The following is a 14,793-nucleotide window of genomic DNA, read 5'->3' as shown; positions in this document are numbered from 1 at the left end:
TTAAAACAGGAAAGCGAATCTCCCATTCTAGCCTTGAGGATAGAGTTTAGATTTTCTCAAAGAAAAACGGCTTACGTTTTTCCTTATCCCCATTAAGTTCATTCATCGTCTCAGCATTAAAAAGCTTACCGTTGACCATGGTATAAGTGACTTTATCTGTGACGCGAATATCGGCTAATGGATCACCATCAATAACTATTAAGTCTGCGAGCTTACCTGCTTTAATCGAGCCTAGCTGTTGTTCCATACCAAAGGTTGTCGCAGGATTAATGGTGGCCGTTTTCAATACCTCCATATTGCTCATGCCACCTTGGGCGAACATCCACATTTCCCAATGCGCCGCTAAACCTTCGCGCTGACCGTGGGCGCCTATATTTGGGTGAACACCTAACTTATTGAGCTCATTAGCGACTTTTGCAACATTGAAATGATTGTAGTGGCCATCTGGTGCATGCGGGCGTCGCATGGATCTCGCCTGCAAGATATCGGCGGGGACATACATCGATAGACGTGGATGCGCCCACACATCGGTTTTATCGTACCAGTAGTTTTCGCCTGAAATACCGCCATAGGCAACCACTAAGGTTGGAGTGTAACCGACTTTAGTTTGGCTCCAGAATTGTTTGATATCGTTATAAATCGTCGCGACAGGCAAAGAGTGTTCAACCGTTGTATGGCCATCGGCGACCATAGTCAGGTTATGTTGCAGCAAACTGCCACCTTCTGGCACGACCATCATTTCGAGTTCACGTGCGGCGGCGATGACTTGCTGCCTCTGATTACGGCGTGGCTGGTTGTAGCTTTTTACGCTAAACGCCCCGACTTTCTTCAGACGCTCAAGATGAAACTTAGCATCATCGAGTGAGTCTATGTGTGATGTGTAGCCTGGCGCATTGGCACCATACAATATGGTACCAGTAGAGAAAATACGTGGGCCAACTATGTGTCCTGCTTTTTGTTGCTCGGAAGCGGCAAAAATCTCTGTCGTGTCATTCGAGGGATCGTGAATAGTGGTGACACCCAAAGATAAACCGGAATACAGAGCCCAGTTCTGTTGTGGCACAATTTCATCATCTGCTTGCGGTCCATGGGCGTGGGCATCGAATAGCCCTGGCATGATCGATTTTCCTTTGATGTCGATGATCTGTGCATCTTTTGGAATCGCGATATTGGCATCACCAACGGCGACAATATGATTGTCTTTGACTATGACCACGCCATTATTGATGACTTGGTCATTTTCCATTGTAATCACTTTGCCACCGATGAAGGCGATTGTTCCACGTGGAACATCGGCCTTTTCGGTAAAGCCTAAATTGATAATGCTTGGCTGAGCTTTTTCATCTTTGTTGAGATATTGAGTATCAACCTTGGCTTGATAAAGTTCGGGGCCAAGTGTCCAATACAGTTGGTTGCTTTTACTGTTCCAACTGATACTTTCACCCGCACGGACACTCAATTGGCTTACGGGTAGATTGTTGGCATTGGGTCCAATCTCAACGGTTTCACCGTGTTTAGCAAAAGGCGTCACCCAAACCTTAAAGCGTTCGGCAAAGGCGAGTTGCTCACCATCGGGTGAAACCCTAAATTCAGTCGCATGCTTGCTGCTGTAATGAACCCGTTTATCGAAGCCATCTAAGTTGATAGATGATAACTGTGGCGTTTCATCTTCGCTGCTATTCATAAAAAAGACGCGATCGGTATTGGCACCAAATTGAGCTTGGTAGCCATCGGCACTGATCTTGCTATTTTGTTTGCCTTTGATATCGACTTTATAGAGTCCAGGTTCTTGCGACCAAGTTCTTGGTGTGAGGTTACCGCCTTGGGTTTTACGATACACCACAAGTTCACCATCGGGTGAAAAGGTGGGTTCTACGTACTTTCCTGGCTCAGATGTTAGCTGCTTAGGTTTGCCACCTTTGGCACTAATGACTTGCACTGTTCCTTGGTCTTGGTCATTCCAAGTGGTGAAAACAATATTTTTGCCATCGCGTGACCATTGTGGATACAGTTCTTCAATCCCATTATTGAGTTCAGTTAAGCGCGACATTTTTCCATCGGGTAATGATTTTAACCAAATCTTCCCTAGTGCTTCGAAGGCGACTTTACTGCCATCGGGAGAGACCTGCGCCATACGTAGCATTTTGACATCGAAAACATCTTTATCTATATCTTGCTTAAAGCGTACTGAGGGTTGTACTGCTAACTCAGTTTTTACGCTAAAGGGGATATCTGTGAGTGTTTTGCTGGCAACATTCAGGCGGTTAATCTTTCCCTTCGCCCAGAAGAAAATATCCTTGTTATCTTGAGTCCATGCCATTGTTGGATAGACGCCATGAATCGCCCAAGTCTCTTGCATATCACGGTCTAGTTCGCCAAACAGTTTAGTGGTTTCACCAGACTTGAGGTCGAGTAGGTAGAGTGATGAATTAAAATCATCGCGCTTTATATAGGCGAGCTTAGTTCCATCAGGACTTGGTGTTGGTCGAATTGCGCCACCCGTACCTTCAATCAAAATTTCAATGTCACCGGTTTGGGTATCATAACGTTTGATTTTGTAGATACCGTTAACTGAGTCCTTTGAATAGTGGAATGTTTTGCCTGGCGTATCATCTTGGCTAAAGTAGATATAACGGCCATCGGGCGAGTACGCGGGTTCGCCTAAATCTTTCTGATCATTTGGGCGTTCAGTTAGTTTGACGCCTTCGCCGCCCGCTACGTGGTATAGCCACACTTCACCCGCACCTAAACTGCGGCTGGCGGTAAAATGCTTACGTGCAACAAGATACTGAGAGTCAGGGCTCCAAGCGGGACTGTTTAATAGTCTGAACGTTTCTTGGGTGACAGTTCGTGGATTGCTACCATCGGCATCCATGATCCAAATGTTATCACCACCATCGCCATCTGAAGTAAATGCAATGTGCTTACCATCTGGGCTATAGACGGGCTGCATCTGCCAAGCAATACCTTGGGCTAATGGCTTAGCTTCACCGCCTGATACTGGGATTTGATAAATGTCGCCGAGTAAGTCGAAGACGATATGCTTACCATCTGGACTGACACTAAGGTTCATCCAAGTGCCTTCATTAACGTCAATTTTGACTTGCTCAAAGGGGGCATTCGCTGGAGCGTTAACATTCCATTCGGCCTCCTTCGTTTCTGCTGCGTTAACGGCTAGGGTATTCATCCCTAGAGCGAGGGCGATATAAAGCGGGGTAAGTTTAGATTTCAATATGTCACTTCCTGTTATCGTTCTTATGGACTGCTTGAGTGGTATTAATTTTAAGATGAACTTTTGTTAATACTTAGTCTAGTTATCGCATAAATAGGGAAGAAGGAACACGTAAATACTGTTTCAATTGATGACCGAGCGAAGGATAAGTCATGGCGATATGGATAAGAGAGTTGGCATAGCAGAAATAGAACCAAGTTACTTGGTTCTATTTACAGAGCAGTATGGAGAATTAATCAAGAGAGCCGACTAGCTTTGAATAAAATTAGCTCGGATTCACCAGAGTGATCTCATCACCTAAGTGGATCATGGCATCATTTAATACTCGGCAGGTTACACCACCTCGCCAATCTGGCGTGAGCGCGGCTTCTAAACCGACATGTGCTATTTCCATTTTTTTACAGGGGTCGGTTTCACCCGTTATTTCGAGTCGCAAATCACCGATCTGTAAATGTTTACCAACATCGGCACTGCTAAATACGAGATCATCAACGAGCAGATTTGCTCTGCGAGTCGTCCAAGGTAAATCTGCCTCGATACTATGGCAGGCCTGTTGCCACTGAATTTTAGAAAGCACAGTGACTTGGCGTTTGCCTGGGCGACCAAACACATCTTTCTCTACGCCACTGAGTTGGGTGACATTGGCACAGAGAACTTCATTCATTGGGCCGCGTTTTACAGTTTTATAGGCAATCGCCAGCAGTTTTGGCATAGTTTCTCATATCCTTTGTTTTATGAGTAAGTCGTTAACGATACGACTTAAAGTCCTTTTTTGATCAAATATTGATATGGCGTTTGCGTGGTTTCACTGGCAATTAAGGTGTGATCCATAAACTCACAAAAGCTCGGAATATCACGCGTCGTTGCAGGGTCATCGGCAATGATCAGCAGTGTCTCGCCGGCAGCCATTTGTCTTACGGTTTTACGCACCATCATTACAGGCTCTGGGCAGCGTAAACCAAGAGCATCGAGTCTATGCTGTGCGGTTGAGAAAGCGTCGTTCATATTACCTCTACTGAACGGTTAAGCAGAATTAGCTAATGTTACTCCAGCCCCCATGATAAACCAAGTTGGCGGTTTCAATTTGTGATCTGGTTTCATTGATGTGTTCTATCAATACGAATGTTAGATATTGAATGTTCCACGTGGAACATTGATGGCGAATGGGTTTAAAAATTACTCGACGGCTTTATCAACGCTTTGAGATTGAGAGATTGAATGGACATCTGCGGTACTATTCTCAGGTGCTAAATCATTTGCTGCCGCCATAGTTTGTTGCTGCTGTTTGGACGCACGTTTGTAGCTATACATTCGCTGATCGGCTTTATGAATTAAGCTATTGGCTTCTTCATATTCGTAGGGCCCTGTATCAATAATGCCAAAGCTTAAGGAAATATTGTTTAAACTGAGTTTTATTTTTTGATTGAATCGAGTGATGAAATTATCCCGAGCTTGTTCTTCACGGCAGTTAGGCATAATGATACAGAACTCATCTCCACCATATCGAAAGCAATGATCCTCGGCACGAGTGATTTCTTTAATCGCTTTTGCTACAGCACGGAGTACTTCATCCCCAGATCTATGGCCTTGGGTGTCGTTGAATGACTTAAAATCATCTACGTCTAAGTAGATCACGCTGACGGGTTCGGCACGCCTTTGGGCGGCCCTGAGTATGCGCGTTGCCGTTTCTTGTAAATGCCTAACGTTGAGCAGGCCTGTTAAGGGATCGGTTTGCGATAGTTCTTCTAACTGCTGTGTCCGCTCTTTGACTTTGCTTTCCATGCTTTGGGCATATTTTTCGGCTTTATCCTTAGCGTTCTCAATCTCGGATACTAAGCTGCGAATATAAGTATCAAATACCAGCGTGACATCAAACAGCACCAGTTTATCAATCGCGACACGGATACATTCGCCTTGATGTGTATCTTGCACTGAACAGTTGATCACGGCGTAGATAAGCTCTTTTAGTGTGTGTACCGCAGACAGGTAAAGCTTAGGCTCAACACCAATGCGTTTATGGACCAACCCAATCCGCAGGCGATTGTTTACGTACTCAAGATCATAAACACCATTAAATAAATCGAGCACATATCTTCTCTGTGCGGTACGTAAGCGGGCAAGGGTGTCTGAGTCTCCGATCAGCAGCGCAATTTCTGAAACGCTGGTTTGTAAGCCATAAAAGTCATCGACGATTTTATCGATGTTTTCTTCAATGATGGGCTTAAAGGATTGCAGGGCCTTTACGTCCGCCCCAGTAAAAGAGAAGAGCGCCTTACGAGACTCGATCTCCAGCTCAGTGATCCGCATTTGTTCGAAAAGGGTCTGTTCCGTTTGTAGCATCAGGCATTCCTCTTGTAAAACAACGAATTGCATCCTTGCACTACACTGCCTAGATTTGGCTGATGATTGCTTGCCTGTTGTCGTCCACAATAGCCAGTGATGCCCTTGTAGTTAAGTTGATAACGGACTGATTTTCAAATGAACAGCAGAAGAAATGAGAAATATTAATATTTACGCTGGCAGAAAATTTGGCATAAAAAAGCCGGAACAAGTTCCGGCTTTGAAATTATTCGAGTAACGAATTAAACGCGTTCGAATACAGTGGCGATACCTTGGCCTAAACCAATACACATGGTCGCTAACCCTAAGGTCGCGTCTTTGTCTTCCATTAAGTTGATCAGCGTCGTAGAGATACGAGCGCCTGAACAACCCAGTGGGTGACCTAGTGCAATTGCGCCGCCGTTGAGGTTGATTTTGTCATCAACCACATCTGCTAAACCTAAATCTTTCACACAAGGTAAAGACTGAGCAGCAAACGCTTCGTTAAGTTCAATCACATCTAAATCGGCAACGGTAATACCGGCACGAGCCAGTGCTTTTTGCGTGGCTGGCACTGGGCCGTAACCCATGATAGCCGCGTCACAACCTGCAACCGCCATAGAGCGAATGCGTGCACGAATCGGCAAGCCAAGTGCGCGCGCTTTAGATTCTTCCATGATCAACATGGCTGAAGCGCCATCTGACAGTGCAGAAGAAGTACCAGCAGTCACAGTACCGTTTACTGGATCAAACACGGGGCGCAGTGCAGCCAAAGATTCCATTGTGGTTTCTGGGCGGATCACTTCGTCTTGCAGGACTTTAATTAAGGCGCCGTTAGCATCGTGACCTTCAATGCCATAGATTTCTTTGGCAAAGCGGCCTTCAACCGTTGCAGCATAAGCGCGTTGGTGTGAACGTACCGCAAAAGCATCTTGCTGCTCACGGGTAATGCCGTGCAGTTTACCCAGCATTTCAGCCGTTAAACCCATCATGCCAGAGGCTTTTGCCACGTTGTTAGCAAGACCTGGGTGGAAGTCGACACCATGGCTCATCGGCACATGGCCCATGTGCTCTACGCCACCAATAATAAAGGTGTCGCCCATGCCAGTCATAATCGCACGCGCAGCTTGATGGATTGCATCCATTGATGAACCACATAGGCGGTTAACTGTCACAGCGCCAGCGGTCTTTGGAATGCCCGCTAATAGCGAAGCGTTACGGGCGATGTTGAAGCCTTGCTCTAGGGTTTGTTGCACACAACCCCAAATCACGTCTTCAATTAGGTTTGGGTCGAGTTGTGGGTTACGCAGCAACAGACCTTTCATTAATTCGGCAGACAGAGTTTCTGCACGCACATTACGAAATACGCCAGCCTTTGAGCGGCCCATCGGAGTACGGATGCAGTCTACGATAACAGCTTGTTTCATGATTAAATTCCTTTCCCGCTAATTAGGCTTGGTAGTAGCTACCGTTATTGGCTGCTAATGTGCGCATCGCATCTGTGACTTGATACAGACCGCCCAAGTGAGCGTATTTGTCTGCTAAGGCCACAAAGTTTGCGACACCCATGGTATCCAAGTAACGGAACACACCGCCTCTGAATGGCGGGAAACCTAAGCCATAAACTAGGCCCATATCCGCTTCGGCAGGCGATGCGACAATACCTTCTTCTAAACAGCGCACGGTTTCGATGATCATAGGGATCATAGTACGGGCAATAATGTCATCGGCTTCAAAGGCTTTTAACTCGCCAAAGGCATCTTTCAATAGACCGTAGCTTGTTGGATCGACATCTTTCTTCGGCTTGCCACGGCTATCGACTGAATAGACATAGAAACCTTTACCATTTTTCTGGCCAAGACGTTTGTTCTCAAACATCACATCAATCGCGTCAGTACCTGATTTACCCATGCGATCAGGGAAACCTTCAGCCATAACGGCTTGGGCGTGATGACCTGTGTCTAAACCGACTACGTCGAGCAGGTAAGCTGGACCCATTGGCCAACCGAATTGTTTTTCCATCACTTTGTCGATTGCAGCAAAGTCGCCACCTTCGGCAAGTAAGCCGTTAAAGCCTGCAAAGTAAGGGAAGAGTACGCGGTTAACGAAGAAGCCTGGGCAATCATTAACAACGATTGGGGTCTTGCCCATTTTGCTGGCATAAGCCACAACAGAGGCGATGGTTTCTTCAGAGCTGTGCTCGCCACGGATAACTTCGACCAACGGCATTTTGTGCACTGGGTTAAAGAAATGCATACCGCAGAAACGTTCAGGTTTCTTCATGCTCTTAGCGAGCAAGTTGATTGAAATCGTTGAAGTGTTTGACGCGATAATTGCATCTTCACTCACATAGCCTTCAACTTCGGCTAAAACCTGTGCTTTGATTTTTGGATGTTCAACAACGGCTTCAACGACGACATCACTGTGTTTAATCGCGGCATAATCTAATGAAGGCGTGATGTTGTTCAGCACTTTGGCCATTTTTTCTGGCGTTGAACGGCCACGGACGACTTGGGCAGACAGCAGTTTAGCGGCTTCATTGAGGCCTAAATCTAATGCTGGCTGGGCAATGTCTTTCATGACAATCGGTGTGCCTTTGCTGGCGCTTTGGTAAGCGATGCCGCCGCCCATAATGCCTGCGCCTAATACGGCCGCGTTGTTGACTTCTTTCGCTAACTTGCCGGCTTTCTTCGCTTTACCTTTAACAAATTGATCATTAAGGAAAATACCGATAAGTGCCTTGGCAACGTCGGTTTTAGCTAGCTTGATAAAGGCTTGATGTTCGATTTGTAATGCTTCAGCACGACCTTTAGTCGATGCTTGCTCAATCACGCTTACAGCAGCCATTGGTGCAGGGTAGTGTTTACCCGCAACCGCAAACACCATGCCTTTGGCTGTGGTGAATGACATCATAGCTTCAAGTTTTGGCAGTGTTAGCGCAGACAGTTTACGGTTACGACGTGCTTGCCAATCCAGCTTTTCAGCAACGGCGTCTTTGAGCATTTGAATCGCAGCAGCTTCTAACGCTTGTGGTGCAACCACGGCATCAACAGCGCCGACTTTCAGTGCATCTTCAGCGCGTTGGTCTTTACCGGTCGTGATCCACTCAAGTGCGTTATCTGCACCAATCACACGTGGCAGGCGAACTGTGCCGCCAAAACCTGGGATGATGCCGAGTTTAGTTTCAGGTAAACCGATTTTGGCTGTGGTGTCTGCGATACGGAAATCGGTTGCCAGAATGGTTTCACAGCCGCCACCTAAGGCAAAGCCTTTGATTGCTGATGCGGTTGGGAAAGGCAAGTCTTCGAGTTTGTTGAAGACTGCGTTGGCTTGTTCAACCCAAGAGAGCAATACGGCGTCATCTTGTGCGAACAGGCCTAAAAATTCGGTAATGTCGGCGCCCACAATAAAGGTATCTTTACTTGAGGTCAGCACTAACGCTTTGATATTGGAATCTTGCTTGATGCTGTCTAATGCCGCATCGAGCGAGGCGAGGGTTTCTCTGTCGAATTTGTTCACCGAACCGGGTGCGTTAAAGCACAGCTTGGCAATATTATCCTCGAGTAACTCAACCTGAATTGTAGGACTTTGGTAGATCATTGCTTGCTTCCTTTTGGCTTAAAAGTGATACCCACCATTATGTGTTGGTGCTAGTACGACTCTCTATCTCACAGCAGCTTCGGCCATCATTTGACCAGTTGTGTGCCAGTGTGCTTCGAAATTCGATAAATTACAACACCCAATTTAAACGACTGTTTAATTTCTTGTCGGCTAGAGTGATTTTTCACCTTTGTGATACACTGCACAGAGTGTAGAACACCTAGGATGCGTTAAATCACTTTGCGGATAAATAGGTCTTTGTGGCTGTTTACCTTAGACGTTTAAACGCTGCAGCCATGCTAGGGTTGAACATAACTCTTAAAGATAATCATGACGTTATTGCTTTAATGTTCTTTGTTCCGCAGCCATGCATTTTAGATAGAGTGACAGTTTAATGTTTTGATTGAATCTGTTGTTCATGATCAGATTAAGATTATGTGAGCAAATTCGGCTCATATTATTAACTTTTATTCATTGCAGGAGATGACAAATGGATCAGTTGGCTCATCACTATCGTGCCCATATTGCCGAGTTAAACCGTCGAGTCGCAGAGATTTTGTCTCGAGAAGCCTTGTCTGGTTTAGTGATTCATTCGGGTCAGCCGCATCGGATGTTTTTGGATGATATCAATTATCCCTTTAAGGTAAACCCGCACTTCAAGGCATGGCTGCCTGTGCTGGATAATCCGAATTGCTGGTTGGTGGTTAACGGCCGTGATAAGCCGCAGCTGATTTTTTATCGTCCTGTGGATTTTTGGCACAAAGTGTCTGATGTGCCTGATATGTTTTGGACTGAGTATTTCGATATTAAGCTGCTGACCAAGGCTGATAAGGTCGCCGAGGTTTTGCCGACAGATATCGCTAATTGGGCCTATTTAGGTGAGCATTTAGATGTGGCCGAAGTGCTGGGTTTTACCAGTCGTAATCCCGATGCTGTGATGAGTTATCTGCATTACCACAGAACCACTAAAACCGAATATGAGTTGGAATGTATGCGCCGCGCGAATCAAATTGCGGTGCAGGGACATTTGGCGGCTAAAAATGCCTTTTATAATGGTGCGAGCGAGTTCGAAATCCAGCAGCACTATTTATCTGCCGTAGGCCAGAGCGAGAATGAAGTGCCCTATGGCAATATCATCGCCCTTAACCAAAATGCGGCGATTTTGCATTACACCGCACTTGAACACCAAAACCCTGCGAAACGTTTGTCATTTCTTATCGATGCCGGCGCGAGTTACTTTGGCTATGCCTCTGATATCACCAGAACCTACGCATTCGAGAAGAATCGTTTCGATGAATTGATCACTGCGATGAACAAGGCACAGCTAGAGCTTATCGACATGATGCGTCCGGGTGTGCGTTATCCCGATTTACACTTGGCCACCCATGCTAAAGTCGCACAAATGCTATTGGATTTTGATTTAGCCACAGGTGATACCCAAGGTTTGGTCGATCAAGGCATAACCAGTGCTTTCTTCCCCCATGGCTTAGGCCATATGTTAGGCCTACAAGTGCATGATGTTGGCGGCTTCTCCCACGATGAACGTGGAACTCATATTGCGGCGCCAGAGGCCCATTCATTCCTACGTTGCACCCGCATTTTAGCGCCTAACCAAGTGCTGACTATGGAACCCGGGTTATACATTATCGATACTCTGCTCAATGAGCTTAAACAAGATAGTCGTAGCCAACAGATCAACTGGCAAACGGTGGATGAGTTAAGGCCTTTTGGCGGTATTCGTATCGAAGATAACGTTATAGTGCATCAAGATAGAAACGAGAACATGACCCGTGAACTCGGCTTGACTGATTGATATAGGGTAAAGATTAGGGCGGATGTGTGCTCGAAAGTTATAGCGTTCCCTGTGAAGATATCGTGATTGAAGAAGAGATAAAGCATAGCCGCTTTATCTCTTTTCTGTTTCATTGCGATAGCTTTGATAAATTTAAGTTAGCACTCACTGACATAAAGCGTGACTATCCCGGCGCCAGCCATTATTGCTCTGCTTTTGTGGCTGGCGCACCGGATGATAGCGTCTTGATTGGTTCGAGTGATGACGGTGAACCCGCCGGCAGTGCTGGTCGCCCGATGTTAGCTGTGTTGCAAGGGGCAAATATCGGCGAAGTGGGTGCTGTTGTGGTGCGTTATTATGGCGGCACTAAACTGGGTGTCGGTGGACTCGTTCGGGCTTATACGTCGGGCTTACGGCAAGGCTTGGTTCAATTACCGACGCGACTTAAACAGTTACGTTATCCCGCCAAGTTGCATTGTGATTATGCGCAGCTACGCGATGTGGAGCATCTATTACAACAAATGGATGCCGTGATTATCGATAAGCAATTTGCCGCAGCGGTCGATATTGTGTTTGAGATAGGCCGGCAGCAACAGGCATTGCTGTGTGAGTCGCTGGCGACGCTCAGTCAGGGAAGTTTGAGGCCTGAGTTTGAGCTGTGATGCCTGCGTAAATTATGCCAAAATAGCCCTAATGCTGAAAATACCTTTGCAGCCAATGGAATGATTGAACTCGCTTAATGCAATATAAAACCATAATAAGAATCATAGGCCTGCTGATTGGTTTATTTTCAATCACTATGCTGCCACCAGCACTGATCGCTGTTTGGTATAACGATGGCGGCGGCACGGCGTTTATGCAGGCATTTTTTGTCAGCCTATTTATTGGTTTCTGGCTCTGGTATCCCAATCGCCACTGTAAAGAAGAATTGCGTACCCGAGAGGGTTTCCTGATTGTGGTCCTATTCTGGACCGTGCTGGGTTCTATCGGTGCCTTACCGTTTATCTTCTCGAGCCAACCTGACCTCAGTTGGACCGATAGTTTCTTCGAATCTTTCTCTGCGTTAACCACCACCGGAGCCACAGTGATTGTCGGGCTCGACTTCTTACCTAAAGCCATTCTGTTTTATCGTCATATGCTGCAATGGCTCGGCGGTATGGGGATTATTGTGCTCGCCGTGGCGATTTTACCTGTGCTTGGCGTCGGGGGAATGCAGCTCTATCGCGCTGAAATTCCGGGCCCAGTGAAAGACAGTAAGATGACCCCGCGGATCGCCGAAACCGCTAAGGCACTGTGGTATATCTATTTATTGCTAACTATTTCCTGTGCGACCGCCTATTGGATGGCGGGCATGAGTGTGTTCGATGCGGTTTGCCATTCATTTTCAACTATCGCTATTGGCGGTTTTTCGACCCATGATGCTAGCATGGGGTATTTTGATAGTTCAGTGATTAACCTTATTTGTGTATTCTTTTTAATCGTTTCTGCGGTTAACTTTAGCGTGCATTTTGCGGCATTTTCACGGCGAGGAATTAACGTTAGAGTGTATTTTAAAGATGCCGAATTTAAGATGCTGGTGGCGATTCAACTCATTCTTACCGCGATTTGTTTCCTCACGCTTTATCATTCGGGCATTTATGATTCGCCGGAAGAAACCTTAGATCATGCCTTATTTCAGGCGGTTTCCGTGGCCACTACCGCAGGGTTTGGTACTGAAAGCTTCCACATGTGGCCGCTGTTTTTACCTATTCTATTGATATTTTCGAGCTTTATCGGTGGCTGTGGCGGATCGACTGCGGGTGGGATTAAGGTGATTCGAGTCATTTTGCTGCTGTTACAGGGCTCGCGTGAATTGAAACGATTGGTTCATCCTAAGGCGATGTTCTCTATCCGTATTGGTTCTAAAGCCTTGCCCGATCGTGTTGTTGATGCCGTGTGGGGGTTCTTCTCTGCCTATGCGCTGGTGTTTGTGATCTGTATGCTTGCACTCATGGCGATGGGATTAGATGATATTACCGCCTTTAGTGCCACCGCAGCTTGCTTAAACAACCTAGGCCCAGGCTTAGGTGCGGTAGCCAGTAACTACGCCAGTATTGGCGATGGCGCCAAATGGGTATTGGTCGTGGCTATGCTGTTTGGTCGCCTCGAAGTATTTACCTTACTGATTTTGTTTACGCCAACTTTTTGGAAGAATTAATCATGCAGACGTTAATAATCTATTCGACGATTGATGGCCAAACATTGGCAATTTGTCAAAAAATCAAGACGATTGCAGAGCAGGCGGGAGAACAGGTTTCGCTGGTCACATTAGCGCAGGCTGAAGCGTTGAGCTTAGCTGATTTTGATAAAGTGCTGATCGGCGCCAGTATTCGTTATGGTAAACATAGACCTGAACTTTACCAGTTTGTGAACCGCCACCATGCGGTGCTCGATACTAAGATTAATGGCTTTTTTACCGTTAATGTCGTGGCGCGCAAACCCTTAAAGAATACGCCTGAAACCAATCCTTATATGCAAAAGTTTCTGCAGTTTTCACTATGGCAGCCACAGTTGCTTGAAGTGTTTGCGGGCAAGATTGATTATCCTAAATACGGTTTCTTCGATCGCACTATGATACGTTTCATCATGTGGATGACTAAAGGACCAACCGATATCACAGGCACCTTTGAGTTTACCGATTGGGAAAAAGTCGACGCCTTCGGTAACCGCTTTAGCCAGCACTAAAAACCATTAAGCCCTAATCACTTGCAAGCGATTAGGGCTTAAATTTAAGCTAGCTTTACCGTGTTACACTGCGCAGTAGCGGCTATGCAGAATCGAAATCACTTGGGTGACTTGTTCGTTCTTGAGCTTGTAGTAAACAATTTGCGAGCTCTTACGGGTATCCACCAGATCTTCAGCGCGTAATACGGCTAAATGCTGGGATAGTGCCGACTGGCTTAATGGCACAGTGGCATTGAGTTCAGTTACGCTCAACTCTTTGTCTAGTAATAGGCATAAAATCATTAGGCGATAAGGGTTCGCTATGGCCTTAAGCCATTTAGCCGCACTTTCCGCATTAGTTACCATTGCAGCTACATCTATGTCATTTTGCATAAGGTCACTCACTTCATCGCTTTTGATTAGATAATTCTAATTGAACACCTGTGTTTACGCAATCATACTGCTCAGCCATGCAGATCTCAATTTTTGCATCTCAGAATATGAGATACGGCTGATTTGTGATCCTATCAGAGGTTTATTTAACGTAATCTTGCCACAATGGTGACATTAACTCAGTGGATCGGTAATTCCCTATGACACGCGTTCTCGTACTTTATTTTACCCGTGGTGGCCACACGGCCAAGATTGCCAATGCAATTGCCGACCAATTAACCTTTCGTGGCGCTAAGGTCGACCTCGTTGATATCAATAGTGCTGCCGCAACTTGTATCAATTGGCCCGATTACGAGGTTGTCGCCTTAGGTGCCTGCGTACTCTATGGCACCTATGATAAGAGTGTGTTCAAGTTTATAGAGCAACATGCAGAGGCTTTGGGTGCATTGCCAAACAGTTTCTTCTGCGTCAACGTGGTAGCGAGAAATCCAGAAAAACGTATTCCTGAGAATAATAAATATCTGCAAAAGTTCATCGCTTTATCGCCGTGGACGCCAGCCGATCTTAAAATTATTGCGGGGAAAGTGGATTATCCTTCATGGCCTTGGTACGACAGGTGGATGATCCAGTTGATTATGAAGATGACCAAAGGCCCAACCGATCCTAAGTCGGTTATCGATTACACCGACTGGGCAGATGTAAAGGTCTATGCCGATCATCTGCTTGAATTAGTCGACGTTACCGCTATTTAGGA

Annotated in this window: 12 protein-coding genes; 5 read left to right on the top strand and 7 right to left on the bottom strand. The window is 46.1% G+C overall.

The features are described 5' to 3' along the window. Positions 1-46: 46 nt before the first annotated feature. From Q4Q50_RS17760 to fadB, 6 genes are all read right to left on the bottom strand, one after another. Positions 47-3,235 carry an amidohydrolase family protein gene (locus tag Q4Q50_RS17760; protein WP_311900476.1) on the bottom strand — a complete coding sequence of 1,063 codons (3,189 nt, stop codon included), beginning with the start codon at positions 3,233-3,235 and terminating at the stop codon, positions 47-49. Positions 3,236-3,497: 262 nt separating this feature from the next. After that, a complete protein-coding gene (locus tag Q4Q50_RS17755) occupies positions 3,498-3,944 on the bottom strand; it encodes an MOSC domain-containing protein (protein ID WP_226060059.1) in 447 nt (148 codons plus the stop codon). Between the two features lie 47 nt (positions 3,945-3,991). After that, positions 3,992-4,237, bottom strand: coding sequence for a sulfurtransferase TusA (gene tusA, locus Q4Q50_RS17750; RefSeq protein WP_006083810.1), 246 nt, complete (start codon positions 4,235-4,237; stop codon positions 3,992-3,994). Between the two features lie 171 nt (positions 4,238-4,408). Next, a complete protein-coding gene (locus Q4Q50_RS17745; protein ID WP_006083809.1) occupies positions 4,409-5,572 on the bottom strand; it encodes a diguanylate cyclase domain-containing protein in 1,164 nt (387 codons plus the stop codon). 242 nt (positions 5,573-5,814) lie between these two features. Continuing rightward, positions 5,815-6,978: an acetyl-CoA C-acyltransferase FadA gene (gene fadA, locus Q4Q50_RS17740; RefSeq protein WP_006083808.1), complete on the bottom strand. Its 1,164-nt coding sequence runs from the start codon at positions 6,976-6,978 to the stop codon at positions 5,815-5,817. A 22-nt stretch (positions 6,979-7,000) separates the two neighbouring features. After that, positions 7,001-9,151: a fatty acid oxidation complex subunit alpha FadB gene (gene fadB / locus Q4Q50_RS17735; RefSeq protein ID WP_311900459.1), complete on the bottom strand. Its 2,151-nt coding sequence runs from the start codon at positions 9,149-9,151 to the stop codon at positions 7,001-7,003. Positions 9,152-9,641: 490 nt separating this feature from the next. Here fadB and pepQ point away from each other — a divergent pair, with 490 nt between their 5' ends. From pepQ to hemG (Q4Q50_RS17715), 4 genes are all read left to right on the top strand, one after another. Beyond that, the gene (gene pepQ / locus Q4Q50_RS17730) at positions 9,642-10,964 is read left to right on the top strand and encodes a Xaa-Pro dipeptidase (RefSeq protein WP_311900458.1); all 1,323 of its coding nucleotides are present in this window, start codon (positions 9,642-9,644) and stop codon (positions 10,962-10,964) included. 26 nt (positions 10,965-10,990) lie between these two features. Then, positions 10,991-11,605 carry a YigZ family protein gene (locus Q4Q50_RS17725; protein ID WP_259583132.1) on the top strand — a complete coding sequence of 205 codons (615 nt, stop codon included), beginning with the start codon at positions 10,991-10,993 and terminating at the stop codon, positions 11,603-11,605. A gap of 77 nt (positions 11,606-11,682) precedes the next feature. Then, positions 11,683-13,140 (top strand): TrkH family potassium uptake protein, encoded by a 1,458-nt coding sequence (locus tag Q4Q50_RS17720; protein ID WP_311900456.1) that lies wholly within the window; start codon positions 11,683-11,685, stop codon positions 13,138-13,140. 2 nt (positions 13,141-13,142) lie between these two features. After that, entirely contained in the window at positions 13,143-13,667 is a 525-nt protein-coding gene (gene hemG / locus Q4Q50_RS17715; RefSeq protein ID WP_311900455.1) for a menaquinone-dependent protoporphyrinogen IX dehydrogenase, read from the top strand. Between the two features lie 63 nt (positions 13,668-13,730). On the opposite strand, the gene Q4Q50_RS17710 is transcribed toward hemG (Q4Q50_RS17715), so the two are convergent. After that, on the bottom strand, positions 13,731-14,039 hold the full coding sequence (locus tag Q4Q50_RS17710) for an ArsR/SmtB family transcription factor (protein WP_006083802.1): 309 nt from the start codon (positions 14,037-14,039) through the stop codon (positions 13,731-13,733). Between the two features lie 200 nt (positions 14,040-14,239). On the opposite strand from Q4Q50_RS17710, the gene hemG (Q4Q50_RS17705) reads away from it, so the two are divergent. Further along, complete coding sequence (gene hemG, locus Q4Q50_RS17705; RefSeq protein ID WP_006083801.1) at positions 14,240-14,791, top strand: menaquinone-dependent protoporphyrinogen IX dehydrogenase; 552 nt, start codon at positions 14,240-14,242, stop codon at positions 14,789-14,791. Positions 14,792-14,793: the final 2 nt, after the last annotated feature.

This window comes from Shewanella scandinavica (assembly GCF_031932065.1).
In the GTDB taxonomy this organism is placed as follows: Bacteria; Pseudomonadota; Gammaproteobacteria; order Enterobacterales; family Shewanellaceae; genus Shewanella; species Shewanella baltica.
This window is presented reverse-complemented; position numbering and strand designations above follow the sequence as displayed.